General features: G+C 56.2%; 21 protein-coding genes, 3 tRNA genes and 1 other RNA gene. 10 read left to right on the top strand and 15 right to left on the bottom strand.

Annotated elements, in window-relative coordinates; genetic code table 11:
- The first annotated feature begins 150 nt into the window (after nt 1–150).
- The 5 genes from CKF42_RS02625 (at nt 151) to CKF42_RS02645 (ending at nt 2,699) form a co-directional block, all read left to right on the top strand.
- Nucleotides 151–227 (top strand) — tRNA-Val (locus CKF42_RS02625).
- A gap of 3 nt (nt 228–230) precedes the next feature.
- Nucleotides 231–307, top strand: a tRNA-Val gene (locus CKF42_RS02630).
- Between the two features lie 11 nt (nt 308–318).
- Nucleotides 319–395: transfer RNA gene (locus CKF42_RS02635), tRNA-Val, on the top strand.
- Between the two features lie 351 nt (nt 396–746).
- Nucleotides 747–2,159, top strand: a complete 1,413-nt coding sequence (pykF, locus tag CKF42_RS02640) for a pyruvate kinase PykF (RefSeq protein ID WP_009090491.1) — start codon at nt 747–749, stop codon at nt 2,157–2,159.
- Nucleotides 2,160–2,462: 303 nt separating this feature from the next.
- Entirely contained in the window at nt 2,463–2,699 is a 237-nt protein-coding gene (locus CKF42_RS02645; RefSeq protein ID WP_009090492.1) for a major outer membrane lipoprotein, read from the top strand.
- A gap of 76 nt (nt 2,700–2,775) precedes the next feature.
- Here the strand turns inward: CKF42_RS02645 and CKF42_RS02650 are convergent, their stop codons facing one another.
- From CKF42_RS02650 to sufA, 7 genes are read right to left on the bottom strand one after another with little or no spacing between them, the layout of a single operon-like run.
- Nucleotides 2,776–3,801 (bottom strand): L,D-transpeptidase family protein, encoded by a 1,026-nt coding sequence (locus CKF42_RS02650; protein ID WP_111207425.1) that lies wholly within the window; start codon nt 3,799–3,801, stop codon nt 2,776–2,778.
- A 56-nt stretch (nt 3,802–3,857) separates the two neighbouring features.
- Nucleotides 3,858–4,274: a cysteine desulfuration protein SufE gene (sufE, locus tag CKF42_RS02655; protein WP_009090494.1), complete on the bottom strand. Its 417-nt coding sequence runs from the start codon at nt 4,272–4,274 to the stop codon at nt 3,858–3,860.
- Nucleotides 4,275–4,295: 21 nt separating this feature from the next.
- Nucleotides 4,296–5,519, bottom strand: a complete 1,224-nt coding sequence (gene sufS / locus CKF42_RS02660; RefSeq protein WP_111207480.1) for a cysteine desulfurase SufS — start codon at nt 5,517–5,519, stop codon at nt 4,296–4,298.
- A complete protein-coding gene (sufD, locus tag CKF42_RS02665) occupies nt 5,519–6,799 on the bottom strand; it encodes a Fe-S cluster assembly protein SufD (protein WP_111207427.1) in 1,281 nt (426 codons plus the stop codon). The genes sufS and sufD overlap by 1 nt, the downstream gene beginning before the upstream one ends.
- Nucleotides 6,774–7,520, bottom strand: a complete 747-nt coding sequence (gene sufC, locus CKF42_RS02670) for a Fe-S cluster assembly ATPase SufC (RefSeq protein WP_009090499.1) — start codon at nt 7,518–7,520, stop codon at nt 6,774–6,776. Before sufC ends, sufD begins: the two co-directional genes overlap by 26 nt.
- 42 nt (nt 7,521–7,562) lie before the next feature.
- Nucleotides 7,563–9,056, bottom strand: coding sequence for a Fe-S cluster assembly protein SufB (gene sufB / locus CKF42_RS02675; protein ID WP_046101730.1), 1,494 nt, complete (start codon nt 9,054–9,056; stop codon nt 7,563–7,565).
- A gap of 7 nt (nt 9,057–9,063) precedes the next feature.
- Nucleotides 9,064–9,438 (bottom strand): Fe-S cluster assembly scaffold SufA, encoded by a 375-nt coding sequence (gene sufA, locus CKF42_RS02680; RefSeq protein WP_009090504.1) that lies wholly within the window; start codon nt 9,436–9,438, stop codon nt 9,064–9,066.
- A 388-nt stretch (nt 9,439–9,826) separates the two neighbouring features.
- On the opposite strand from sufA, the gene CKF42_RS02685 reads away from it, so the two are divergent.
- Nucleotides 9,827–10,231: a hypothetical protein gene (locus CKF42_RS02685; protein ID WP_111207429.1), complete on the top strand. Its 405-nt coding sequence runs from the start codon at nt 9,827–9,829 to the stop codon at nt 10,229–10,231.
- Between the two features lie 33 nt (nt 10,232–10,264).
- Here the strand turns inward: CKF42_RS02685 and CKF42_RS02690 are convergent, their stop codons facing one another.
- Complete coding sequence (locus tag CKF42_RS02690; RefSeq protein ID WP_009090507.1) at nt 10,265–13,318, bottom strand: FAD-binding and (Fe-S)-binding domain-containing protein; 3,054 nt, start codon at nt 13,316–13,318, stop codon at nt 10,265–10,267.
- Nucleotides 13,319–13,522: 204 nt separating this feature from the next.
- Between CKF42_RS02690 and ydiK the strand changes: the two genes are divergently transcribed.
- Nucleotides 13,523–14,641 (top strand): AI-2E family transporter YdiK, encoded by a 1,119-nt coding sequence (gene ydiK / locus CKF42_RS02695; protein WP_369974595.1) that lies wholly within the window; start codon nt 13,523–13,525, stop codon nt 14,639–14,641.
- 292 nt (nt 14,642–14,933) lie between these two features.
- Nucleotides 14,934–15,041, top strand: an RNA gene (rprA, locus tag CKF42_RS02700) — antisense sRNA RprA.
- A 78-nt stretch (nt 15,042–15,119) separates the two neighbouring features.
- Here rprA and ppsA read toward each other — a convergent pair.
- On the bottom strand, nt 15,120–17,504 hold the full coding sequence (gene ppsA / locus CKF42_RS02705; RefSeq protein ID WP_009090516.1) for a phosphoenolpyruvate synthase: 2,385 nt from the start codon (nt 17,502–17,504) through the stop codon (nt 15,120–15,122).
- Nucleotides 17,505–17,934: 430 nt separating this feature from the next.
- Between ppsA and CKF42_RS02710 the strand changes: the two genes are divergently transcribed.
- Together CKF42_RS02710 and CKF42_RS02715 are read left to right on the top strand one after the other, a co-directional pair.
- The gene (locus CKF42_RS02710) at nt 17,935–18,762 is read left to right on the top strand and encodes a pyruvate, water dikinase regulatory protein (RefSeq protein WP_009090518.1); all 828 of its coding nucleotides are present in this window, start codon (nt 17,935–17,937) and stop codon (nt 18,760–18,762) included.
- A gap of 153 nt (nt 18,763–18,915) precedes the next feature.
- Nucleotides 18,916–19,962, top strand: a complete 1,047-nt coding sequence (locus CKF42_RS02715) for a 3-deoxy-7-phosphoheptulonate synthase (RefSeq protein WP_046101726.1) — start codon at nt 18,916–18,918, stop codon at nt 19,960–19,962.
- Nucleotides 19,963–19,969: 7 nt separating this feature from the next.
- On the opposite strand, the gene CKF42_RS02720 is transcribed toward CKF42_RS02715, so the two are convergent.
- From CKF42_RS02720 to btuC, 6 genes are all read right to left on the bottom strand, one after another.
- Nucleotides 19,970–21,421 (bottom strand): YdiU family protein, encoded by a 1,452-nt coding sequence (locus CKF42_RS02720; RefSeq protein ID WP_111207431.1) that lies wholly within the window; start codon nt 21,419–21,421, stop codon nt 19,970–19,972.
- Nucleotides 21,422–21,506: 85 nt separating this feature from the next.
- Complete coding sequence (locus tag CKF42_RS02725; protein ID WP_058956570.1) at nt 21,507–22,253, bottom strand: EAL domain-containing protein; 747 nt, start codon at nt 22,251–22,253, stop codon at nt 21,507–21,509.
- Between the two features lie 294 nt (nt 22,254–22,547).
- The gene (locus tag CKF42_RS02730; RefSeq protein ID WP_009090526.1) at nt 22,548–23,006 is read right to left on the bottom strand and encodes a C40 family peptidase; all 459 of its coding nucleotides are present in this window, start codon (nt 23,004–23,006) and stop codon (nt 22,548–22,550) included.
- Between the two features lie 68 nt (nt 23,007–23,074).
- Nucleotides 23,075–23,824 carry a vitamin B12 ABC transporter ATP-binding protein BtuD gene (gene btuD / locus CKF42_RS02735; protein WP_111207433.1) on the bottom strand — a complete coding sequence of 250 codons (750 nt, stop codon included), beginning with the start codon at nt 23,822–23,824 and terminating at the stop codon, nt 23,075–23,077.
- Nucleotides 23,825–24,370, bottom strand: a complete 546-nt coding sequence (locus tag CKF42_RS02740; protein ID WP_111207435.1) for a glutathione peroxidase — start codon at nt 24,368–24,370, stop codon at nt 23,825–23,827.
- Nucleotides 24,371–24,410: 40 nt separating this feature from the next.
- Nucleotides 24,411–25,394, bottom strand: coding sequence for a vitamin B12 ABC transporter permease BtuC (gene btuC, locus CKF42_RS02745; RefSeq protein ID WP_111207437.1), 984 nt, complete (start codon nt 25,392–25,394; stop codon nt 24,411–24,413).
- Nucleotides 25,395–25,493: the final 99 nt, after the last annotated feature.

A 25,493-nucleotide genomic window follows, 5' to 3' on the forward strand; every position in this document is an offset into this window, starting at 1 on the left:
ACAAAAGCGGGCCATTTATGGCCCGCAGCGCCGAAAAAAACGACGGTTAGCACAGTTGCTGCGCAGTCACAGTGAAAAAACGATTTTCCCCTTGCCAGCCTCACACGCTGCCGTTAATATTCGTCCCCGCTGTCGCCCTGACAGCATGTTGCGCTCTTAGCTCAGTTGGTTAGAGCACCACCTTGACATGGTGGGGGTCGATGGTTCGAGTCCATTAGAGCGCACCAAGTGCGTCCGTAGCTCAGTTGGTTAGAGCACCACCTTGACATGGTGGGGGTCGGTGGTTCGAGTCCACTCGGACGCACCAATATTCAGTATGCGCTCTTAGCTCAGTTGGTTAGAGCACCACCTTGACATGGTGGGGGTCGATGGTTCGAGTCCATTAGAGCGCACCACTTTCAGAATTCCTTCAGCTTGCGCAACTCCCTTTATATTGATCTGCATCGCGTCCCCCTTCTGCTTTTTGATTGGTTTTCGCATACTTAGCGTCTATACTGTCCCCCGTTGTTTACTTGAAAGGTTTCAGCGATCACGTGCTTACTGCGATAACTCAAATGATTTGCGCAACAACAGCGTGGTGGTTACCAACCGTAGCCGCACAACTTCCCTGCACGCCTGACCTTCGTCACCTATTCTTATTCAGTACTGCCCTTTTCAGTTTCAGTCTCAAATCAGAAATTTCACTTCGATGCGCTGCCATCGGATTCCGCCCTTATTCATCCATCACAACTTACAGATAATCCGTCATGAAAAAGACTAAAATCGTTTGTACTATCGGCCCGAAAACCGAATCCGAAGAGATGCTGACTCAGCTGCTTGAAGCAGGCATGAATGTTATGCGTCTGAACTTTTCTCACGGCGACTACGCTGAGCACGGCCAGCGCATTACCAATATGCGCGCCGTGATGCAGAAAACCGGTCGTCAGGCCGCTATCCTGCTGGACACCAAAGGCCCTGAAATCCGCACCATGAAACTGGAAGGCGGTAACGACGCGGCGCTGAAAGCGGGTCAGACCTTTACCTTCACCACCGATCAGAGCGTGATCGGCAACAGCGAGCGCGTTGCTGTCACCTACCCGGGCTTCACGGCTGACCTGAAGATCGGCAACACCGTGCTGGTTGATGATGGCCTGATTGGGATGGAAGTGACCGAAGTCACCGAAAACACCGTAGTCTGTAAAGTACTGAACAACGGCGACCTGGGTGAGAACAAAGGCGTTAACCTGCCAGGCGTCTCAATCCAGCTGCCTGCGCTGGCTGAAAAAGACAAACGCGATCTGATTTTTGGCTGTGAGCAGGGTGTGGACTTTGTCGCGGCTTCGTTCATCCGTAAGCGTTCAGACGTGCTGGAGATTCGTGAGCACCTGAAACAGCACGGCGGTGAGCACATCCAGATCATCTCCAAAATCGAAAACCAGGAAGGCCTGAACAACTTCGACGAAATTCTCGAAGCGTCAGACGGCATCATGGTTGCGCGTGGCGACCTGGGTGTTGAGATCCCGGTTGAAGAGGTGATCTTCGCGCAGAAGATGATGATCAAGAAATGTAATAAAGCGCGCAAAGTGGTCATCACGGCGACCCAGATGCTCGACTCCATGATCAAAAACCCACGCCCTACCCGCGCAGAAGCCGGCGACGTGGCGAACGCCATCCTGGATGGCACCGATGCGGTCATGCTGTCAGGTGAGAGCGCCAAAGGTCGCTATCCGCTGGAGTCGGTCACCATCATGGCGACCATCTGTGAGCGTACCGACCGCGTGATGAAATCGCGCATCGACAGCCAGAACGATACCCGTAAGCTGCGTATCACCGAAGCCGTCTGCCGCGGTGCGGTTGAGACCGCTGAGAAGCTGGAAGCGCCACTGATTGTGGTGGCGACCGAAGGCGGCAAATCGGCTAAAGCGGTGCGTAAATACTTCCCGAACGCCACCATCCTGGCCCTGACCACCAATCAGACCACTGCACGCCAGCTGATCCTGAGTAAGGGCATTGAGACACGTCTGGTTTCTGAGATCGCGTCGACCGATGATTTCTATCGTCTGGGTAAAGAAGCGGCGCTGGAAAGCGGCTACGCTCAGAAAGGGGATGTCGTAGTGCTGGTTTCCGGTGCATTAGTACCAAGCGGAACTACCAACACCGCGTCCGTACACGTCCTGTAAAACCTGCGTCAGCGGTTATTTAGAAGCGCCTTTAAGAGGCGCTTTTTTTATTTCCTCTTAAACCAAATACCAGAAAATTCCAATCGAAAATAACTATTCAAATACTCTTAATATTAAGGTTAATCCGATTAAATCTCTCTGTTTTCGCTAAATTTTTTTATCATATTCTGGGATTCGCTGCTTCTTTGAGCGAACGATCAAATTTAAGCATCTTCTCATCAAAAATTTATTCTCAACTTAAAAAGCTTTGTGTAATACTTGTATTGCTACATGGAGATTAACTCAATCTAGAGGGTATAAATAATGAATCGTACTAAACTGGTACTGGGCGCGGTAGTTCTGGCTTCAACTCTGCTGGCTGGTTGCTCAAGCAACGCTAAAATCGACCAGCTGTCTTCAGACGTTCAGACTCTGAACGCGAAAGTTGACCAGCTGAGCAACGACGTGAACGCAGTGCGTTCAGACGTTCAGGCTGCTAAAGATGACGCAGCACGCGCTAACCAGCGTCTGGACAACCAGGCTCACTCTTACCGTAAGTAAGAGTTCTGGTTTAAAAATGGCGCCGTTATGGCGCCATTTTTTTTGCCCCTGCCAGGCTCTATCCGGCACCTTTCTGTCAGGGTTTAACGTTCTTCGCCTCCTTCCCTGCTGCCGCACTCTCTGTCAGCACCGCGGCACTTTCCAGCCCTTCGGGCGGCACGGTATCACTCTCTACCGGTTCACCACTGCTGACCAGTACAGGCATGCCTGAGCGTCGTGCGATGCTGGCTTTAATCAGCGCCCGGTCACTCTTCTCACTTTTCATAAACTGCCTGAGTCCGTCGCTGAGCGCAATGGTCTGCGTCTGCGGATCATCTTTGTCATTGCGTGACAGCGGCTGGTGCACTTCAACGTAGCGTTTACCATCCGGCTCGATGGCGTACTTCACCGGCTGATTGATAATCTGCACCCGTGTCCCCTCTGGAACGGCGTTAAACAACGCTTCGATATCTTCGGAACGCAGACGGATACAGCCGGAGCTGACGCGCATGCCGATGCCAAACTTCGCATTGGTGCCGTGGATCAGATACTGGCCCGTGCCGCGCGCCAGACGCATGGCAAACTGTCCCATCGGGTTATCCGGTCCCGCAGGCACCACGGCGGGCAGCGTGACACCCTCTTTCGCGTAGCGTTTGCGGATGTTCGGGGTTGGCGTCCAGGTAGGATTAGGGATCTTCTGGCTGATACGGGTGACCATCACGGGAGTGGCTGCCCCTAACTGGCCAATGCCTATGGGATAGACGATGACTTTGTTTTCGCCTTTGGGATAGTAGTAGAGACGCAGCTCGGCAAGATTCACCACAATGCCTTCACGTGGCGTATCGGGCAGGATCATCTGTAGCGGTATCGTCAGTTGCGTGCCCGCCTTTGGCAGCCAGGGGTCAGTGCCGGGATTCGCCTCCAGCATCCCCAGCAGACCGACCTGGTAGCGGGCCGCAATCGCTTCCAGCGGCTGTTTGTTATCGGGAACCTGAGTCAGGACGTTTTCGCCAATCAGGCGACTGTCAGGTGGCGGCAGCGGATATTCCGTGGCGAATGCGGGTGCAGAGAGCCCAAAACAGGTCAGCAGCAATGCACCGGCTAAACGTAAAGCTGGTTTCATGCAATTTTCTCGTCAGATAAAAAAACAGACGCCGGATGGCGTCTGTCGAGTGTAGCTTAGCTGAGGTTCTGAGCGGTATGGCGAATAGACCGAATCATCGCCTCCAGCCCCTGCGACCGGGTGGGCGTCAGGTGCTGCATCAGGGCCAGTTCGCCAAACCAGTGGCGGACATCCAGCGCCAGAATTTCGGCAGGTGGCAGGTTCTGATAGAGACTAATTACGATAGCAATCAGGCCCTTAACGATAGCGGCATCGCTGTCACCTTCGAAGGCGATGGTGCCATCGGCCTGCGGCGTCATTCTGATCCACACCTGGCTCTGGCATCCCGAGATGACGTTTTCCGGCTGGTGCAGGGTTTCAGAGGATTCCGGAAGTTTCGAACCCAGTTCAATGATGTACAGGTACTTCTCTTCCCAGTTGGCGCAACGGTTAAAGTTACGCACCAGTTTCTCTTTTTCAGGCAAATTCGCCATCAGTCACTCCGTTAAAACTGTTCAGCCGCCCAGCAGACGATGAATGCGCGTCAGACCCGCTGCCAGACGATCCACCTCTTCTTCACTGTTGTAGAAGGTGAAGGAGGCGCGGCACATCGCAGGCACGTTGTAGTGCTGCATCAGCGGCATGGCGCAGTGATGGCCGGTGCGGATGGCAATACCATACTGATCCAGGAAGCTGCCGACATCGTAAGCGTGGTGCTTACCGAGATTGAAGGCGATAACACCGGCGCGCGACTGCGGGCCATAGATGCGGATGTCCGGGACGGTGCCCAGTTTGTCGAGGGCATAGTTCATGAGCGCCGTTTCACGCTCATGAATGGTATCAAGTCCCAGCGCCTGCACGTAGGCCAGTGCCGCACCAAAGCCGATAATGCCGCCGGTATTGGGGGTGCCGGCTTCAAAACGCCACGGCGCGCTGTTCCAGGTGGTGCCCGTCGGCAGCATGACGCGGTCAATCATCGACCCGCCGCCCTCCCAGGGTGGCATCTGGTCCAGCAACGCTTTGCGTCCATAAAGGATACCCACGCCGTTCGGGCCGTAGAGTTTATGGCTGGAGAAAACATAGAAATCACAGCCGATATCCTGCACGTCAACTTTGTCATGCATTACCGCCTGCGCACCATCCACCAGAGTAACAACACCCGCGGCTTTGGCCTGCGCCACGATCGCTTTGACCGGGTTAACCGTGCCGAGCACGTTTGAAACATGCGTCACGGCCAGCAGGCGCGTGCGGCTGTCAATCAGCCCCGTCAGCTGCTCAAGCGCCAGCTCGCCGTTGTCATTCAAGGGCAGCACACGCACTTCGGCTCCGATGCGCTCAGCCAGCATCTGCCATGGAACGATATTGGCGTGATGCTCCATCTCAGTAATGATCAGGTTATCGCCAGACCGGAGCTGACTGCTGCCCCAGCTGTTGGCCACCAGATTGATGCCTTCGGTGGTTCCTTTGACGAAAACAATCTCTTCCTGCGACGAAGCGTTCAGGAAACGGGCGGCCTGATCGCGCACGTTCTCCATATCACTGGTTGCCTGCTGGCTCAGCGTATGGATGCCACGATGCACGGCCGCATAGCCGTGCTGGTAAAAATGACTCTCGGCATTGATCACCGAGAGGGGACGTTGTGCGCTGGCGGCGCTGTCAAGGTAGGCCAGCGGATGACCGTTGACCTCTCGCTTCAGGATAGGAAAATCAGCCCTGATGCGGTCGAGATCGAAGTTCATCATACGTCGCCTCCGGGAAAACGTTGCGCGATACGCTGCAGTACGGCCTGACGCATCACCGGATTTTCCAGTGTTTCGGTCAGTTCTGCCGCAAAGGCGTGGATAATCATGGTCTGCGCAGCATCCTGCTCAATACCGCGCGAGCGCAGATAGAACATCTGCTCGTCATCGATACGGCCGATGGTGGCGCCGTGGCTGCACTTAACGTCATCCGCATAGATTTCCAGCTGCGGCTTGGTATCGACCTCTGCCAGCTTGCCCAGCAACAGGTTGTTATTGGTCATCTGTCCGTCTGTCTTCAGTGCATGCTGTGCCACTTTGATGTGACCGTTAAACACCGCACGGCCTTTGTCACGCACGATGGTCTTATGCATCTGACGGCTGACGCAGTGGCCTTTATTGTGCTCCAGGTAAGTACGGGTATCCGCGACTTCCTGTTTCACCGGCAACACCAGGCTGTTAATCGCCAGCGTACTGTTCTCGCCGTTCAGCTGCGTGCTGGTATTGTGGCGCGACAGACCGGCACCCAGCAGGAAGCTGGTACTGCTGACCTGCGCATCGTTACCCACCACCAGATCGTTGTGCGCAAAGTGATAGCTGTTGCTGCTTTCAAACGCCAGTTTGGTGTGGGTCAGCTTTGCATTATCTCCGATCGCACAGGTAAAGCGCGAACCGGTGAAATGGGCCTGATCGTTGAGTGAAATGTAGTGCTCAATCACTTCCGCTTCGGCGCTCTCTTCCAGCTGCAGGTGATGACGATAATGAACGGTGTTCATGCCCGTCTGCTGACCGCTGGTGATATGCAGCAGGTAGACCGGGCGCGCTGCAGATTTACCGCGTGCCAGACGCAGGGTGGTCACCTCTTCCGCCAGGCTCTCGGTCAGATGCAGAAACACTTCCGGCTGAACGGCGGCGGGCAGCGGACGACGCTCGGCGGCCACGCTGTGCTGAATCTCAAACAGCTCGGTGTCGCGGCTGCTCAGCGCCGCATGGAACTGACCGTCAACGAAGACCAGGCGGATGGCATCCAGCGGCAGCGCCAGTGCATCAACCTGTTCAGCGCTCAGAGTCTGAGGCGCGTCAGGCAACACAAACTGCTGTGACAGCAGCGTGTCCAGCGGGGTGTATTTCCAGTTTTCATGCTTGCGGGTTGGCAGGCCAACGCGCATCAGTTGCTGCCAGTGCTGCTGAGCCTGCAGAGAACGCACGTCGCCGCGCGACTCAAACAGGTGATGCCACTGTTGCAGCGCAGAATCACTCTTCGTCGGTAAGCCAGCCATAACCTTGCTCCTCCAGCTGTTTCACCAGCGAGAAGTCGCCAGATTTCACGATTTTGCCCTGATACAGAACATGAACGAAGTCTGGCTTGATGTAGTCCAGAATACGCTGGTAGTGGGTCACGATGATAAAGGCACGCTTTTCGTCACGCAGGCTGTTCACACCATTGGCAACGATTTTCAGCGCATCAATGTCCAGACCGGAGTCGGTTTCATCCAGGATGCAGAGCTCAGGCTCCAGCGCCGCCATCTGCAGGATGTCGTTACGCTTCTTCTCGCCGCCGGAGAAGCCGACGTTAACGGAACGGGTCAGCAGATCTTCCGGCATCTTCAGCAGCTGAATTTTCTCTTCGATGAAGTCCTGGAAATCAAAGCGATCCAGCTCTTCCTGCTGACGGTATTTGCGCACCGCGTTTACCGACGTCTGCAGGAAAAACTGATTGCTGACGCCGGGGATCTCGACCGGATACTGGAACGCCATAAAGATACCTTCACCAGCGCGCTCTTCCGGTGCCAGCTCCAGCAAATCTTTACCGTTGAAGCTCACCGAACCGCCGGTCACTTCATAATCTTCGCGGCCTGCCAGCGTGGCTGACAGCGTACTTTTACCTGAGCCGTTCGGGCCCATGATGGCATGCACTTCGCCTGGTTTAATTTCGAGATTCAGGCCACGCAGAATGGCTTTATCTTCAACACTGACCTGCAAATCTTTAATGCTTAACATACTTATTCCTTCACGTTGCTTCCGGCAAGGCGTGTGACGGCATCAGCCCACACTGTGCTCAAGGCTGATGGCTAACAATTTCTGGGCTTCCACGGCAAATTCCAGTGGCAGCTCGGAGAATACGTCTTTACAGAAGCCGTTCACGATCATCGAGATGGCGTCTTCTTCACTGATACCGCGTTGCAGACAGTAGAACATCTGATCTTCGCCGATGCGTGATGTCGTGGCTTCGTGCTCCAGCTGAGCGGTGTTATTGCGGGTCTCCACATACGGGAAGGTATGGGCGCCGCAATCCGGGCCGATCAGCATCGAGTCACACTGCGTAAAGTTACGCGCGTTGGTGGCGGTTGGCATGATTTTCACCAGACCGCGATAGGTGTTCTGACTTTTACCGGCCGAAATCCCTTTAGAGATGATGGTCGATTTGGTGTTTTTACCAATGTGGATCATCTTGGTGCCGGTATCGGCCTGCTGACGACCGCTGGTCAGCGCCACGGAGTAGAACTCACCCACCGAGTAGTCCCCGCGCAGAATGCAGCTCGGGTATTTCCAGGTGATTGCAGAGCCGGTTTCCGACTGTGTCCAGGACATCTTGCTGTGGTCACCTTCACACAGCGCACGCTTGGTCACGAAGTTGAGGATACCGCCCTCACCTTCACCGCCAGGGAACCAGTTCTGAACCGTGGAGTATTTCACTTCGGCGTTTTTGTGGATGATCACTTCCACCACGGCCGCATGCAGCTGATAGCTGTCACGCACCGGGGCTGAACAGCCTTCGATGTAGCTGACATAGCTGTCTTCGTCGGCAATCAGGATGGTGCGCTCGAACTGACCGGTTTTCGCGGCGTTGATGCGGAAATAGGTCGACAGCTCCATCGGGCAGCGCACCCCTTTCGGGATATAGACAAAGGTGCCGTCTGAGGCGACCGCGGAGTTCAGCGCGGCAAAGAAGTTGTCATTCGCCGGCACGACGGTGCCCAGATACTGCTTCACCAGCTCAGGGTGTTCCTGAATCGCTTCGCCAAAAGAGCAGAAGATGATGCCCTGCTCCGCCAGCTTGCCGCGATAGGTGGTGGCGACTGAAACGGAGTCGAAAATCGCGTCAACCGCCACTTCGCGGCCTTCGCGCACCGGCACACCCAGCTGATTAAAGGCGTTTTCCACTTCCTGCGTCAGATATTCACTGGCGGGCGCGCTGCCTGAGGCCTGAGTGGCACCTGGCTCCGACGCGCAGCTATCGTCACAGCTGCCGCATGAGGGCGCGGAGTAGTAGCTGTAATCCTGATAGTCGAGCTTCTCGTAGTGCGCTTTCAGCCAGTGAGGCTCTTCCATTTCAAGCCAGGCATGAAACGCTTTAAGACGAAACTCCAGCATCCACTCTGGCTCGTTACGCTTGGCCGAAATCGCGCGCACGACATCTTCGTTGATGCCGTTGGCAAATTCTTCGGTTTGCAGTTGGGTAAAGAAGCCCTCTTTATAGTTGAGCTTGCCTTCCCAGATTTGTACATCGTCAGATGTTTCGCTGTGTCGTGACATATTTCACTTACTCGACGCCAAAGCTCTCACCGCACCCGCAGGCGTGCTGAGCTTTAGGGTTATTGAATTTAAAAATCTGATTCAGGCCTTCGCGAACATAGTCCAGCTCGGTGCCATCAACGAATGGCATCGCCTGAAGCGGCACAAACAGCGTTGCGCCGTAGAATGAAAACTGCAGATCGTCTTCGACAGGCTCTTTCACCAAATCCATAACGTAGCCGAACCCGGCGCAGCCGGATTGTTTCACGCTGAGTCGCAGACCCTTGACATCAGGGTCCTGAGCCGCCAGATTGAGAATTTGTTGCGCTGCGGTTTCAGTCAGCGTCAGCCCTTTCCAGACGAAATCGTCAGGTGAGAAAGAGTCTGTATTAACGGATGCCATATTGATACCTCTTGAGTCCGGACCTTTTCAGGCTATCCCCCTATGGTAGTGATCTCACCGATCACTTCAACCTCTTGTTTTGCAGGGATAATCATCTTGTGCTGTTTTATTTGCTTAATAATTAAGCATAGCCTCTTCAGCTCACTGTGTGGTGAGAACGTCAGCCTTAATAAGCCAGTGATAACCTATTAATAAATCACTCATTTTAAAATAACCCTTTTTGATAAAAAGGTTTATTGATAGGTTACGCCTTTCTGCGATGTAAACAGATTGTTATTTCCGATTATACCGACAGGCAGGATAAATCGTTAAATTTTTCTGCCCGCGCATTGCAATCCCTGAACAGTTGAATATGATAATTATTATCATTCACATTCAGGATGGTTTCATGACGCTCTCTGTCTCAGCCTGGCTCCAGCACAAAATCGATGAATACCAGTTCAGCATCCGCGATATCACCGTCGACTTTTACATGGCGCAGGCAAAGCTTGATCGGGCCGACTGCACGATACATCAGCTGCGTCAGTTCAACGATGCCTGTCAGGATATGGCAGAGATCTGCCAGTTGAATGGTGACGACCAGAGTTACCTGCATGCGATTGGAAAACTGCATCATCGCCTGGTTCAGGAGATGGGAAACAGCGAACGCGACCGCCTGTTCCGTATTCAGGCTTACCAGCTGGCGCGCCTCTCCCTGACCCGCCTCTGCCATCAACTGGCTCTCGTCGGCGAGTGGAACAAAGCCTCCGCGCTGCAAAGCGACTTCGTACGTCACGCAGGCTGGATATTCTAATCCAGCCATGCCGTGACGTCGCGCACAATTTTTTTACATTAATGCTAACAAAGCCTGAAGCGGATGACGCATGCCGTTACCTTCCACCCGTTTGACCTGACTGCGGCAGGAGTAGCCGGTCGCCAGACAGCGCTGACGCGGCAGCCGCTGAAGCTGCGGATGCCATGAGAGCGCATAGATCCCCAGCGAGTTCTCCAGGTTTTTGCTCTCATGGCCGTAAGTTCCGGCCATGCCGCAGCAGCCGACGTTGATATTCTCCAGTTTCGCACCAAACCGGGCGAAGATATCCTGCCACTGACCGGGGGCTGAGGGCAGCGCGGTCACCTCGGTACAGTGCGCAAACAGATACCATGACTCGCCGCCCGTGGCCTGTACATCACGCTCTGCGAGCGCCCGCTGCAGCCATTCATGCACCAGCAACACAGCAAAGTCGCCGCGTGCGTCGCCCAGCGTCTGACGATACTCATCGCGATAGCAGAGCACGGTGGCCGGGTCGACCCCGACCATCGGCAGGCCCAGTTTTGCCACCCGGTTGAGGAAGTCGGCCGTCCGGGCTGCGGTTCGGGCAAAGCGCTGCAGGAAGCCTTTAACGTGCTGCGCTTTACCATTGGGTGAGAATGGCAGCAGAACCGGACGATAGCCCAGCTTCTCAATCAGCCGGATGAAGTCACTGACCAGCTGCGCCTCATAGAAGCTGGTAAAGGGGTCCTGAACCACCAGCACACAACGCTCACGCTCCGCGGCGGTCAGCGCTTCCAGCTGCTCCAGGGTCATGTTCATCGCCGGATGTCCGCTGAGCTGCTGCTTCAGATTGGGCGCAGAGAGCAGAGGCAGGTCGACCATGCCGATATGCGTTTTGCTCAGCTCTTTCAGCCACGGCTGGCGCAGGAAGAAGTTAAACACTTTGGGTGCCTTCGCCATCAGCGGCGCATAGCTCTCAACCGCTGCCACCAGATGATCGCTCGCCGGGCGCAGATAGCGGGTGTGGTAGAGCTGCAGGAAGCGTGAGCGGAACGCAGGTACGTCGATTTTGATCGGACACTGGGTGGAGCAGGCTTTACAGGCCAGACAGCCTGACATCGCCTCTTTGACCTCATGCGAGAAGTCATACTCCCCTTTGCTGGCGTGCCAGCTGTTGCGGGTACGGGCGATCAGGGCGCGCAGCGACAGACGGTTTTCCGGCAGCTGCTTCTCCAGCATCAGCGGATCGACGCCCTGCCCGGCCAGCAGCCGCAGCCACTCCCGCGTCAGGCTCGCCCGTCCTTTGGGCGAGTGAATACGGTTGCGGGTGATCTTCATGGACGGACACATCGGGCTGCGGGCATCGAAGTTAAAACATAACCCGTTGCCATTACACTCCATCGCGCCGCGCCACTCATCCCGCACCGTTAACGGAATCTGCCGATCCCAGGTGCCACGCTTGACCGCATCAACCTGCATCATCTCGTCATGACGGTTGAAGGGGGTACAGATCTTGCCCGGATTAAGACGGTTAAGCGGATCGAAGGCCGCTTTGATGCGGCGCAGTTCGTTAAACAGCGTTTCGCCGAAGAAGGCCGGACTGTACTGGGCGCGGAACCCTTTACCATGCTCTCCCCACAGCAGGCCACCGTAGCGCGCGGTCAGCGCCACCACTTCGTCGGAGATCTGTTTCATCATCATCTCCTGCTGCGGATCGCACATATCCAGCGCCGGACGGACGTGCAGCACGCCCGCATCAACATGTCCGAACATGCCGTAACTCAGACCGTGGCTGTCGAGCAGCGCGCGAAACTCGACAATGTAGTCCGCCAGCTTCTCGGGCGGCACAGCCGTGTCTTCCACAAAGGGGATCGGTTTTGCCCGCCCTCTGGCGTTGCCCAGCAGTCCGACGGCCTTTTTACGCATGTTATAGATGCGTTCGATGCCCTCCAGGTCGTTACAGAACTGATAGCCAATCACACCGCCCTGCTGCTGCGCCATCAGCGCATCGAGGCGGGCACTGAGCCGTTCAATCTGCTGGTCGATCAGTGCGGCGTTGTCGCCGGCAAACTCAACGATGTTCAGCCCCTGCATCTCTTTATCGGGCACGTCGGCGATCAGTTCACGCACCGAGTGCCAGACGATATCTTCACGGGCCAGATTGAGCACCTTGGAGTCCACGGTTTCAACCGACAGCGCCTGGGCTTCTACCATAAAGGGTGCATTGCGCAGCGCAGAGTCAAAGGAGTCATATTTGATGTTTACCAGCCGCCGCACTTTTGGCAGCGGGGTGATATCAAGCCGGGCTTCGGTGACAAACGCCAGCGTCCCTTCCGCGCCACAGAGCAGCCGCGTCATGTCAAAGGTCTGCATGTCATCGCTGAAGACATGGCGCAGGTCATAACCGGTCAGGAACCGATTCAGCTTTGGAAACTTTTCCAGAATCAGCGCCCGGTGTTCACGGCAGCGGGTCAGAACCTGCTGATAGAGCCGCCCTTCGGGTGTTGCCGTCTGCGCCAGCGTTTCCGCCAGCGCGGTGGCCATCGGCCGCGTATCCAGGATATCGCCGCCCAGCAGCACGGCGCGCAGGCCCAGCACATGATCCGAGGTCTTGCCATACACCAGCGATCCCTGCCCCGAGGCATCGGTGTTGATCATACCGCCCAGCGTCGCCCGGTTACTGGTGGACAACTCCGGGGAGAAGAAAAAGCCGAAAGGCTTCAGCCAGGCATTGAGCTGATCTTTGATCACGCCCGCTTCCACCCGCACCCACCGCTCTTCCGTATTGATCTCCAGAATGCGGTTCATATAGCGCGACATGTCGACCACAATCCCCTGATTCAGCGACTGCCCGTTTGTACCGGTGCCGCCGCCGCGCGGTGTAAACACCAGGCTGGCAAAGCGGGCCTCTCCCGCCACGCGGGCGAGCAGCGCCACATCCGCGGTGGAGCGCGGAAACAGCGCCGCGTCAGGCAGCAACTGATAGATGCTGTTATCGGTAGAGAGTGAGAGACGATCGGCATAGCTGGTGGCCATGTCGCCGGTAAAACCCTGCTCTTTCAGCGACTCAAGGAACGTCAGCACCAGTTGAACGAGGCCCGGTGCCTGCGAAATCTGTGGGATCATGATTGTCTGACCGAAGGTGTTGTAAACGTTTGCGTTTATGCGTTAGCGATTTCCCGTTTTAACATATTTTTTCTGCGTCTGCCGTTTTTTCAGAAAAGCCAAAACCTTTCTCTGTAACGCTGTTTAATCCTCAGTAAATAGATCATGATGAAAACCGGCATCGCTATGCCGGAAAATGAAGGATTAAGACGAGGTTATGAGTCAATGATGAAAAGCCAGTACCGGGATATGGATTTACCGCAGATTCTCTTTACCCTGATGTTCATTCTGCTGCTGATTGTCGCCTGCCTGTGGGTGGTGCAGCCGTTTATTCTGGGCTTCGCCTGGGCCAGCATGGTGGTCATTGCTACATGGCCGCTGATGCTGAAATTTCAGCGACTGCTGTGGGGACGCCGTTCGCTGGCTGTGATCGTGATGACCCTGCTGCTTTTGTTGCTGTTTATCATCCCTATCGCCCTGCTGGTCAGCAGCCTGATTGATAACAGCGCACCGGTCATTGCGTGGGTCACGCAGGGGCACACGATGCCGAAGCTGGTGTGGCTCAAAGAGATCCCGATGGTCGGCAAAAAGCTTTATGTCAGTTATGACACCCTGGTGGCGAGCGGCGGGGCCGGGATCATGGCCAAGATACAGCCCTATATCGGGCGTACCACCGGCTTTTTTGTCGCTCAGGCCGGTCATTTCGGGCGCTTTATGATCCATCTGGGCGTGATGTTACTTTTCAGCGTGCTGCTTTACTGGCGCGGTGAGCAGGCCGCTCAGGGCATTCGCCACTTTGCCTTTCGTATGGCCGGACGCCGCGGGGATGCCGCCGTGCTTCTGGCGGCGCAATCCATTCGTGCCGTGGCGCTGGGCGTGGTAGTCACGGCGCTGGTGCAGGGCGTGCTCGGCGGTATCGGTCTGGCTATCTCCGGTATTCCCTACGCCACGCTCTTAACGGTGCTGATGATCCTCTGCTGTCTGGTCCAGCTCGGCCCGCTGCTGGTGCTGGTTCCGGCCATCATCTATCTCTACTGGAGCGGCGACACCACCTGGGGAACCGTGCTGCTGGTCTGGAGTTGTGTGGTGGGTACGATGGACAACGTCCTGCGTCCGATGTTAATTCGTATGGGTGCCGATCTGCCGATGATCCTGATCCTCTCTGGTGTTATTGGTGGTCTGTTTGCGTTTGGCATGATTGGTCTTTTTATCGGACCGGTGGTGCTGGCGGTCTCTTATCGTCTCGTTTCCGTCTGGGTGCATGAAGCGCCGGCCCCGGATAACGATCCGCAGGCGGTGGCGGAAGCCCTTGCCGATCACGATGGCACCCCGCCCGCTGTGTGATACGGAACGGTAACAGGTTCTCCCGACAGCCTGTTTAACGATTGATTAGTGCGGTTAATGATGATTAACCGCACACCCCCCTGCCAATCGGATAAATTTCCCTTTCCATTAGCGATTTTTAAGAAAAAAGCCATTCCCGGCCCAAAACAGACCTTTTTCGGCTAAAAAAGATTATTTTCTGCACTGTTTCTTAAGCCAAATGGGGGAGTTTAGGGGGCAAAAGATTATCGGCTTTAAACTAATAAGAGGATTCTTAAAGACGCCAGCCAGCCATATGAATAACATGTTTCCTATGTTCGAAATCAACTTACTGATTTCTAAACAACCTTATTCCCCTGAGTAGAGTAAAGAATTGCTGTGTGTAGTCTTTGCCCATCCCCTGTGATGGGCTTTTTTTTTGCCTGAATCTGACCAGCAATAAAAAGAAAAAGGCCCGCAATGCGGGCCTGAAGGTTTGACAACAGCAGCGGTGAGGCCGTCAGGCCGTTTTCTTTAACTGCGCCAGACTCACCCAGGTTTCCACGACGGTGTCCGGGTTGAGCGACAGACTGTCAATGCCCTCTTCCATCAGCCAGGCGGCGAAATCCTGGTGATCGGACGGTCCCTGACCGCAGATGCCCACATATTTCCCCTGCTTTTTCGCGGCCCTGATCGCCATCGACAGCAGTGCCTTCACCGCCTCGTTTCGCTCATCAAACAGCGCAGAAACCACGCCTGAATCGCGATCCAGTCCCAGCGTCAGCTGCGTCATGTCGTTAGAGCCGATAGAGAAGCCATCAAAGTGCGCCAGGAACTGCTCCGCCAGCAGGGCATTCGATGGGATCTCGCACATCATGATGATCTTCAGCCCGTTCTCACCGCGCTTCAGCCCCTGACGCGCCAGCTCCTCCACCACCGCCTGCGCCTGGTCCACCGTGCGCACGAACGGAACCATGATTTCAACGTTGGTCAGGCCCATCTCATTGCGGACACGTTTTACCGCTTCACACTCCAGCGCAAAGCAGTCCCGGAAGCTATCGGCCACATAGCGACCTGCGCCCCGGAAACCGAGCATCGGGTTTTCCTCTTCCGGCTCATAACGTTCGCCGCCCACAAGGTTGGCATATTCGTTAGTTTTAAAGTCGGAAAGTCGGACAATTACGCGTTTCGGTGCGAATGCCGCGCCAAGGGTAGCAATTCCCTCGGTCAGGCGGGCGATGTAGAACTCCACCGGATTATCAAATCCTTTGGTCATTTTACGAATCTGCTGCTGCAGTTCCGGGGTCTGCTGGTCGAACTCCAGCAGCGCTTTCGGATGCACGCCAATCATGCGGTTGATGATGAACTCCAGCCGCGCCAGGCCGACACCTTCATTCGGCAGACAGGCAAAATCGAAGGCACGGTCGGGATTGCCCACGTTCATCATGATTTTCAGCGGCAGTTCAGGCAGTGAGTCAACCTGAGAGCTGGTGATATCGAAGTCCAGCAGGTCATCATAGACATAGCCGGTATCGCCTTCGGCGCAGGAGACGGTAACGTTGTGCCCCTCTTTCAGCCGATCGGTGGCGTCACCACAGCCCACCACGGCCGGAATGCCCAGCTCACGCGCGATGATCGCCGCATGGCAGGTTCGTCCGCCCCGGTTAGTGACGATAGCGGATGCCTTCTTCATGATCGGTTCCCAGTCCGGGTCGGTCATGTCCGTCACCAGCACATCCCCTTTCTCAATCCGGTTCATTTCGCTGATATCGTGGATGACCTTCACCGTACCGGCGCCGATACGATGACCGATAGCACGGCCTTCCACTACCACGCTGCCCTGCGCCTGCAGGGTGTAGCGCTCCATCACCTGACCGTTTGAACGCACGGTTTCAGGACGAGCCTGAACGATGAACAGTTTGCCGGTGTGACCATCTTTGGCCCACTCAATATCCATCGGGCGCTGATAGTGCTGTTCGATCAGCACGGCCTGCTTCGCCAGCGCCTGCACCTCTTCATCGTTCAGGCAGAAACGATCGCGTTCGGCTTCGGGCACATCTTCAATCCGCACCTGCTCACCGTGGGCCTGAGAGTCGGCGTAGACCATGCGAACCTTTTTCGACCCCATGTTGCGGCGCACGATAGCGGGACGATCGGCTGCCAGAGTCGGTTTGTGGACATAGAACTCATCCGGGTTAACCGCACCCTGCACCACCATTTCACCCAGCCCCAGTGCCGCCGTGATAAACACCACCTGATCAAAGCCGGATTCGGTATCAATGGTAAACATCACGCCAGACGCGGCCAGATCCGAGCGTACCATGCGCTGAATGCCGGCAGAGAGCGCCACACCGCGATGATCGTAGCCCTGGTGGACGCGGTAGGAGATAGCACGGTCGTTAAACAGCGAGGCGAAGACGTGCTTCACCGCCACCATGACGGCGTCAATACCTTGCACATTCAGAAAGGTCTCCTGCTGACCGGCAAAAGAGGCATCGGGCATATCCTCTGCGGTTGCTGAGGAGCGGACGGCAAACGAGGCGTCATGATCATCGGCAGAAAGCTGCTCGTAGGCGTCCAGAATGGCGGACTCCAGTTCCGGCAGGAAGGGGGTCTCAACCACCCACTGACGAATCTGTTTACCCGCTTTGGCCAGCGCTTCGACATCATCAATGTCGGTTTCATCCAGCAGCGCATAGATACGCTGGTTCAGCCCGCTTTGATCCAGGAAGAGGTTAAAGGCGTATGAGGTCGTCGCAAATCCGTTGGGCACGGAGACACCCAGCGACGAGAGATTCGTGATCATTTCACCCAGAGAGGCATTTTTGCCGCCCACCCGATCAACATCATGCATGCCAAGCTGGTTATACCAGAGCACAAGTGGCTGTGCGTCATTACTGGCCATTAAGCGTATCCTTTTCAATGAATGGGGACAGGGAGTCATCTGTCCTCAGCCTGGCATATCACTTAAGCAATCACGATCTGTTGAATCGTTAAAGCAGAATTTCAGAAGCAGTTTCGGAATTGTGAGCGTTTCATTTTGCCGTTGCGCAAAATCCCCATTTTAATATAAATAACTGATATTTCATCATAAATTAAATTTTCACCTCTGAGGGCACTGTTTTTTGTTGCGCAACAAATCCGCGCAGACGCTGCCAGAAAACCGCCCCTCAGACGGTTAAAACAGCAAAATCACCGCGTTCGCTTTGTAGCCAGTGCCTTGAATCTCCGGATAAATAACCCGGATAGCGATTCCAGAAATGAACATCCGGCATGATTTTTTTCGCCGCATGACGCATGCTGATAACTCACTCTTGTTCAGGACAGAAGCGGTTATGACAACTGACAGAAGCGTTTTCTATATTTCCGATGGTACCGCCATCACGGCTGAAGTGCTGGGCCATGCGGTGTTGTCGCAGTTCCCGGTCAATATCACCAGCCTGACGCTGCCATTTGTTGAAAACGTCCAGCGGGCGCTGGCGGTTAAAGCTCAGATCAACGCGCTGTATCAGCAGAGCGGCGTCCGGCCGCTGGTCTTTTTCTCGATAGTCACACCGGAAGTGCGCGACATCATCGTGCAGAGCGAGGGCTTCTGTCAGGACATCGTACAGGCGCTGGTCGCCCCGCTGCAGCAGGAGCTGGGTTTAGCGCCTGCGCCAGTGGCTCACCGCACCCACGGTCTGGATGCCAGTAATCTGGGGAAATATGATGCCCGCATCGCGGCGATCGATTACGCCCTGGCCCATGATGACGGCATCTCGCTGCGCGGGCTGGAGGATGCGCAGGTGATCCTCGTCGGCGTCTCACGCTGCGGCAAGACGCCCACCAGCCTCTATCTGGCAATGCAGTTTGGTATCCGTGCTGCCAACTATCCGTTCATTGCTGACGACATGGACAACCTTAAGCTGCCGCCCGCCCTGCGCGCGCATCAGAACAAGCTGTTCGGGCTGACCATCGATCCGGAACGGCTGGCGGCCATCCGCCAGGAGCGGGCGGAAAATACCCGTTACGCCTCAATGCGCCAGTGCCGGCTGGAAGTGGGCGAAGTGGAGGCCCTGTTCCGCACCCACCAGATCCGTTATCTGAACAGCACCAACTACTCGGTGGAGGAGATAGCCACAAAAATTCTCGACATCATGGGTCTGACACGCCGCATGTACTAGGAAGCGGGAGCGGGCCGACGATGTAAAGCGTTGCTGCCGTCGGTTCTGATTTCATTATCAAATTCCGGGTTGAATTCGCACCCTGATGGTTTATTGTGACCACCATCACTTCCCGGTATTTCACCGCTGCGAAGAACCGTTCTCGAGAAACTCATGAATAAAACTGACGAACTGCGTACCGCGCGCATTGGTAATCTGATTACGCCTGCCAGCCTGGCGGCTGAGCACCCTGTCTCTGCGGCGATTGCCGATAATGTCACCGCAGCCCGCAAACGTATTGCCCGTATTCTGACCGGTGAAGATCCCCGCCTGCTGGTGGTGATCGGCCCCTGCTCGCTGCACGATCCCCGAGCGGCGCTGGAGTATGCTGAGCGCCTGAATGCGCTTCGCAGTCGCTATGCCGACCGACTGGAGATTGTTATGCGCGCTTACTTTGAAAAGCCGCGCACCGTGGTGGGCTGGAAAGGATTAATTTCCGATCCGGATCTGGATGGTCGTTATGATGTGAACCGTGGCATCTCTATTGCCCGCAAGCTGCTGATCGACATCAACGCCCTGGGCCTGCCTACCGCCACCGAATTTCTGGATATGGTGATCGGCCAGTTTATTGCCGACCTGATCAGCTGGGGCGCGATTGGCGCTCGCACCACCGAAAGCCAGATTCACCGCGAAATGGCCTCCGCCCTCTCCTGCCCGGTCGGCTTTAAAAACGGCACCGATGGCAACGTCCAGATTGCCGTGGATGCGATTCGTGCCGCGCGCGCCAGCCATATGTTCCTCTCGCCGGATAAGCTGGGCCAGATGACCATTTATCAGACCAGCGGCAATCCGCATGGTCATGTAATTCTGCGTGGCGGTAAACAGCCCAACTATCATGCCAGTGACGTCGCGGCGGCGGCTGAGAGTCTGTCAGCCTTTAATCTGCCAGAGCAGCTGGTCATCGATTTCAGTCACGGAAACTGCCTGAAGCAGCACCGTCGCCAGAAGGATGTGGCCGCAGATGTCGCGGAGCAGATCAAAGCAGGCTCTCGTGCCGTGGCGGGCGTCATGATTGAAAGTTTCCTGCAGGAGGGCAATCAGAAGGTGGTGAGTGGTGAGCCCCTGGTTTACGGCCAGTCGATTACCGATCCCTGCCTCGGCTGGGAGGATAGCGAAGCTGTTCTCGCCCTGCTGGCCGAGGCGGTTTCTCACCGCCTCTGAGTCTCTGTCAGCTGGAGCAGCTCACCTCAAGCGTTTTACCCCAGTCTGGTGGCCGCTGACGATAGTCGGCGGCGGTTTCATCACTAAAGGGTTGCTGCAGCGCCTGGTGCAGACGCGCCAGCGCCCCCTGCTCTCCCTGCTCAGCCTCTTCAATCGCCTGCTGTGCCAGATAATTTCTGAGGATCACCGCCGGGTTTGCCGCCTTCATCACCGCCTGACGCTCCGCATCGCTGACCTGTTCATCCATCAGGCGGCTGCGGTAGTGCTGATACCAGCGGTCAAAGGCCTCACGATCTATGAACTCATCCCGCAGCGGTGAGCGGCTTTCCGCCTGTTGCGTCTCACTCAGTTGCCGGAACGTCAGGGTGTAATCGCTGTGCTCCTGCGTCATCAGCGCCAGCAGGTCGGTCAGGATCTGATTGTCGCTGCTCTGCTGGGTCAGTAAACCGAGTTTAGCCCGCATCCGCTCTCCCCACACCCGCATCAGTTCAGGTTCATAAGCGCTGAGTGCCGAGCGCAGTTGTTCAGTCGTCAGCAGCCCTGACAGCGCATGGGCCAGGCGGTTAAGGTTCCACATGCCAATCATTGGCTGATTTTCAAAACTGTAGCGCCCCTGATAGTCGCTGTGGTTGCAGATGAAGTCAGGCTGATAATCATCCAGAAAACCATAGGGGCCGTAGTCGATGGTCAGGCCCAGAATCGACATGTTGTCCGTGTTCATCACGCCATGCGCGAAGCCCACGCTCTGCCACAGCGCAATCAGCCGGGCAGTGCGCACCACAACGTCGGTAAACCATCGCTGATAGCGATCCGCCTCCTCCACCAGATGCGGCCAGTGATGGCGGATGGCGTAGTCGGCCAGCTGCTGCACTTTCTCCTGCTGCTGGCTGTAAAAGAAATGCTCGAAATGACCAAAGCGCAGATGGCTGGGTGAAATGCGCATCAGCATTGCACCACGCTCCGCCGTTTCACGGTAAACCGGCTCATCGCCAATCGACAGGGTCAGGGCGCGCGTGGTGGGGATCCCCAGATGGTGCAATGCTTCAGAGGCCAGGAACTCGCGAACGCTGGAACGGATCACCGCCCGCCCATCCCCCATGCGGGAATACGGGGTCAGGCCCGCGCCCTTAAGGTGCCAGTCAAGTTTCTGGCCATCCTCTGTGCGCTGTTCTCCCAGCAGGATGCCCCGCCCGTCGCCCAGCTGACCGGCCCAGACGCCAAACTGATGGCCACTGTACACCTGGGCCAGTGGCTGCATGCCGGGCAGCAGAGCCGCGCCGTGCCAGATGTCGTGCCCGTTACCGGCGAAGAGTGCGCTATCCAGCCCCATTGAGGCGGCCAGCGGGGCGTTATGATAGAGCAGGCGTCCGCCTGCCAGCGGCGTAGGGTTAAGCGCGGTATAGCCTCCGGTAAGCTCCCGGAACCAGGTATTGTCAAAAGATAGCTTGCCTGAGGACATTGTTTCTCCCATGCGATGCTCAGCGAGACGTCGGTTTGCCAAAACCTTCAGTGTAACGCTGATATCGGGGATTAAACAGGTTCCATCAGCCAGGATGCTGAGAAGAGGGTCGGCGACTGTCGGCGCGGATCAGGGAACGCAACGCGTCAGATTTGACCACCGGGAACAGTGCGCCCTGAAAATCGACCCCACTGAGCTGGCTCACTTTATCCAGCAGCCGATCATCGTCGATGCCGCAAATAATCAGCCGGTCACAATGGGTGCGGAAATTATCGATAATGCTCTGCATGAACGGCACAAACGACGCGCGCTTTGCCAGGGAGTGAATAAACTCTTTATCCAGACAGATCCAGCTGAATAAATTATCGTAGACCGCATTCGAGGGTGTTTTGCCAGCCCCAAAATGGGAAAGCGCTAAATTAAACTCATCATGCAGGCTCGCCAGCAGCGGATTATTTTTTCCGAGCTTCAGCTGCGGAAACGTTTCAGTGATATTCAGCAGAATGAAGGGCAGCTGCTTTATTTTGCGCATCACTAATTCGCTGGCCAGCAGCGTCCGGGCCATTCCTTCATCAATACGGATAAATGCGGAGACGTCATGCGACTCGAATAACGCACGGTTCTGCTCCAGCAGGCTAATCTGACTTTGCAGCAGGCGTAACTGCTGCGACTCATCGAGCTGCGGCAGCAGCAGATCCTGAGGCAGTGTGATCGGCGCACTTTCATGCACAAACTGCGTAACCAGCTCAACAGCAGCCAGCCGTCCGTCAGCATCACAGACAGGATAAAACCAGATTTCCGACTGATAGTCGGCCGAAAGATGAATTTTCATTTTAATGCCAGAATATGCGGCGATGTTGATATCGTATAGTAATGGTCAGGCTCAGGCAATAGCGCCAAATCATTGAAGAGACGACCTTCTTTGCCCTTCCACCACCGTTTGCCAGCCTGCGATGACGCTTAAGCCAAATAGTGACGACAAAACTGCGCTTATTAGCGGAATTAAACCAGCATTTATTATGCCTAATAAAATCCCCGCTCAAAAACTGTCATTTAAAATAAAACTTTTAACGGCTGTTTTTTCTCTATTTTAAATTGGACTTAAGTCTTATTTCAGACTCTCCGGTTAAATACGGCGAGCCTGCCAGAAGACTTTGCGCCAGTAGACGTTGTCCAGCGAGGAGCGGATCACCCCCTGGCTGGTGGAAGCATGAATAAAGGCATTATCACTGTCGTAGATACCGACATGCAGGCCATTCTCCCCGCGACCGGTTTTAAAGAAGACCAGGTCGCCGGGCAGCAGTTCATCTTTACTGATACGGGTGCCGATATCACTCTGTGCTGAGGTGGTGCGCGGCAGTTGCAGCGCAAAGCGGTCGCGGAAAGTCAGATAGACAAAGCCAGAGCAGTCGACACCGTTGCGGCTCATGCCGCCATAGCGATAGGGCGTGCCGTGCCAGTGACCGAGCTGGTCGTTCAGCTCTGCAATCACGGTAATCGAGTCGGAGAGACGACCATTAATCGGCGGGGCGTGATGACTGCATCCCGTCAGCAGCAGAACCAAAATCAGCAAACCCAGGCGCATCGCCAAATGTCCTTATCAGAAGTTGCAACCGGTTTAATGTAGCGGTAAAGCCCGCCGGGTAGCAAGTGTCAGGGCAGGACGGTCAGCAGCCTGCGTCCTTCAAGCTCAATCTGCCGGAAGGCGATGCCATAAAGCGGTGTCAGCCGCTGCGGCGTCAGAACCGCGGCCGGTTCGCCCTGCGCAATGACCTGTCCCCTCTCCATCAGCCAGACCTGATTCGCCTGTTGCAGCGTGTGGTTAAGATCGTGACTGCTGACGATCACGCTGATGCCCGCCGCACAGAGTCCGGCGATCAGATCGTCCACCGCTTTCTGCTGGGCGATATCCAGCGCGGTCATGGGCTCATCCAGAATCAGCAGCCGTCCGTCTGGATTGATGCGCGGATCAATTTGCAGGCAGACCGCCGCCAGGCGGACACGCTGCCACTCCCCGCCGGAGAGCCGGGTCAGTGAGTGGGCGAGTTTATCCTGCAGCTGAAGCTGCTGCAGCAGCGTGCTGAGCCGATCTTCATCCTGCACCCCCCTCTGTTTCAGATGCAGCCGTAAATAGTGCCAGACCGGCATCTGACTCAGGGGGGCCTGCTGCTGGGGAAGCCAGCCGCGAGCCCGGGCCAGCGCCGGGCCGCTCCACCCGGACAGCGGACGGTTATCCAGCACGATCCTGCCGGACGCGGCCTGCAGTCCGGCAACAACGCTGAGCAACGTGCTTTTTCCCGCGCCGTTCGGACCGGCGACATGCAGCAACTGACCGGCGGCAAGCTCACCGTTCAGTGAGCACAGCCGCCCGGCGAGCGCCACCTGTTGCAGGCGCAGCAGCATCTATTTCGCCAGAGCCTGCTTAATGGTTTCCAGAATAATGGGATCTTCCGGCGTCATATCAGGCGCGAACCGCTGGACAACGCGACCGTCCCGGCCAATAACGAATTTTTCAAAGTTCCACAGGATGTCGCCCGGCGCTTTCGGTCCGCGCCCTTTGCTCACCTGACGCTCGTAAAAACCGCTGCCTTCGGGACGAACGGCGTCAGGACAGGCCGCGATCAGCTGAGCATAGAGCGGATGACGCCCTTCCCCGTTAACGTCGGTTTTGGCAAACATCGGAAATGTCACGCCATAGGTGGTGCTGCAGAAAGTTTTGATCTCGTCGCTGCTGCCAGGCTCCTGCTCCAGAAACTGGTTGCAGGGAAAACCCAGCACGCTGAAGCCGTGATCCTGCCAGGCCTTCTGCAGATTCTCCAGCTCCTCATACTGCGGGGTGAGGCCACATTTCGAGGCGACGTTTACCACCAGCAGTACCTTGCCCTGCCACGCAGAGAGCGTGGTTTTTTCACCATCAAGCGTAACCAGTTCAGTGTCATAAATGTTCATGCTGAATTCCTGTTGTGAATGCAGAGTAGCCAGCCGAAAGCTAGCGCGAAGATTTTACCAGTAAAAGAATAAACAGCGGCGCGCCGAGTGTCGCCGTGACCACGCCTATCGGTAATTCGGCCGATGTCAGCGCCAGACGCGCGACAATATCGGCCGCTAACAGCACGCCTGCCCCAGCCAGCGCAGAGGCGGGCAGCAGATAACGGTGATCGCTGATGCCGCTCAGCCGCAGCAGGTGCGGGATCACCAGCCCGACAAAACCAATGGCACCGGCCATGGCAACGCTGATACCGACCAGCCAGCCCATCGCCAGCACCAGCAGATTGCGCCAGTAGAAAAGGGAGAGACCGAGCTGACGAGCGGAGATCTCCCCCAGCGCCAGCAGATTCAGTATGGGTCCCGTCGCATTCAGGGCCAGCATCACCGGCAGCAGCGCCAGCATCATGCCGCCATAGCGCCAGTCAATGCCGCTGAAGCCGCCCATCATCCAGTACATCAGCTGACGCAGGTCGAGGCTGGTGCTGAAGTAAACGGCCCAGGTCATGATGGCACTGCAGATAATCCCCAGCGCCACGCCCGTGAGTAACAGCCGGGTCACCGAGAGCTGACGGTGCGCGAAACAGAGCAGGATCAGCGTAATCATGAGTGCCCCGGCCATCGCGGCCAGGCCGAGGCTCCACAGCGAGCCGCTGCCCAGCAGTACGCCCAGCACCAGACCGATGCCCGCTCCGTTTGAGACGCCCAGCAGGCCAGGCTCGGCCAGCGGATTGGTAAACAGCGCCTGCATCACGACGCCGCACATCGCCAGGGATGCACCGACCAGCATCACCGCCAGACTGCGCGGCAGCCGCAGCTGCCAGACAAAGAGCTGGCCGCTCTCCGTAAACCAGTCTGAGGGCGCGATCCAGCTGTCACCGGCACACAGGCTGCCACAGAGCAGCGCAAGCAGCATAAGAGCTAAAGTAATAAGCCATTTCTGGCCGCGCTGGTCGGCCTGAAGCGCGAGCGGGTCAAGCAGAGACATAGGCTGGATTTGCTGAGAAAACAGAGATTTGATTGTAGTGGGATTGCAGAAAAAAGAAAGGTGGTTGAGGCGGTGTGCGCCCTGCTGGCAAACGGGCGC

This window comes from Pantoea sp. ARC270 (genome assembly GCF_003236725.1).
GTDB classification, from domain to species: Bacteria; Pseudomonadota; Gammaproteobacteria; order Enterobacterales; family Enterobacteriaceae; genus Pantoea; species Pantoea anthophila.

What these genes read in the sequence shown, in the direction of transcription:
- pykF (WP_009090491.1), top strand. Translation starts at nt 747, where the DNA reads ATGAAAAAGACTAAAATCGTTTGTACTATCGGCCCGAAAACCGAATCC.
- CKF42_RS02645 (WP_009090492.1), top strand. Translation starts at nt 2,463, where the DNA reads ATGAATCGTACTAAACTGGTACTGGGCGCGGTAGTTCTGGCTTCAACT.
- CKF42_RS02650 (WP_111207425.1), bottom strand. Translation starts at nt 3,801, where the DNA reads ATGAAACCAGCTTTACGTTTAGCCGGTGCATTGCTGCTGACCTGTTTT.
- sufE (WP_009090494.1), bottom strand. Translation starts at nt 4,274, where the DNA reads ATGGCGAATTTGCCTGAAAAAGAGAAACTGGTGCGTAACTTTAACCGT.
- sufS (WP_111207480.1), bottom strand. Translation starts at nt 5,519, where the DNA reads ATGAACTTCGATCTCGACCGCATCAGGGCTGATTTTCCTATCCTGAAG.
- sufD (WP_111207427.1), bottom strand. Translation starts at nt 6,799, where the DNA reads ATGGCTGGCTTACCGACGAAGAGTGATTCTGCGCTGCAACAGTGGCAT.
- sufC (WP_009090499.1), bottom strand. Translation starts at nt 7,520, where the DNA reads ATGTTAAGCATTAAAGATTTGCAGGTCAGTGTTGAAGATAAAGCCATT.
- sufB (WP_046101730.1), bottom strand. Translation starts at nt 9,056, where the DNA reads ATGTCACGACACAGCGAAACATCTGACGATGTACAAATCTGGGAAGGC.
- sufA (WP_009090504.1), bottom strand. Translation starts at nt 9,438, where the DNA reads ATGGCATCCGTTAATACAGACTCTTTCTCACCTGACGATTTCGTCTGG.
- CKF42_RS02685 (WP_111207429.1), top strand. Translation starts at nt 9,827, where the DNA reads ATGACGCTCTCTGTCTCAGCCTGGCTCCAGCACAAAATCGATGAATAC.
- CKF42_RS02690 (WP_009090507.1), bottom strand. Translation starts at nt 13,318, where the DNA reads ATGATCCCACAGATTTCGCAGGCACCGGGCCTCGTTCAACTGGTGCTG.
- ydiK (WP_369974595.1), top strand. Translation starts at nt 13,523, where the DNA reads ATGATGAAAAGCCAGTACCGGGATATGGATTTACCGCAGATTCTCTTT.
- ppsA (WP_009090516.1), bottom strand. Translation starts at nt 17,504, where the DNA reads ATGGCCAGTAATGACGCACAGCCACTTGTGCTCTGGTATAACCAGCTT.
- CKF42_RS02710 (WP_009090518.1), top strand. Translation starts at nt 17,935, where the DNA reads ATGACAACTGACAGAAGCGTTTTCTATATTTCCGATGGTACCGCCATC.
- CKF42_RS02715 (WP_046101726.1), top strand. Translation starts at nt 18,916, where the DNA reads ATGAATAAAACTGACGAACTGCGTACCGCGCGCATTGGTAATCTGATT.
- CKF42_RS02720 (WP_111207431.1), bottom strand. Translation starts at nt 21,421, where the DNA reads ATGTCCTCAGGCAAGCTATCTTTTGACAATACCTGGTTCCGGGAGCTT.
- CKF42_RS02725 (WP_058956570.1), bottom strand. Translation starts at nt 22,253, where the DNA reads ATGAAAATTCATCTTTCGGCCGACTATCAGTCGGAAATCTGGTTTTAT.
- CKF42_RS02730 (WP_009090526.1), bottom strand. Translation starts at nt 23,006, where the DNA reads ATGCGCCTGGGTTTGCTGATTTTGGTTCTGCTGCTGACGGGATGCAGT.
- btuD (WP_111207433.1), bottom strand. Translation starts at nt 23,824, where the DNA reads ATGCTGCTGCGCCTGCAACAGGTGGCGCTCGCCGGGCGGCTGTGCTCA.
- CKF42_RS02740 (WP_111207435.1), bottom strand. Translation starts at nt 24,370, where the DNA reads ATGAACATTTATGACACTGAACTGGTTACGCTTGATGGTGAAAAAACC.
- btuC (WP_111207437.1), bottom strand. Translation starts at nt 25,394, where the DNA reads ATGTCTCTGCTTGACCCGCTCGCGCTTCAGGCCGACCAGCGCGGCCAG.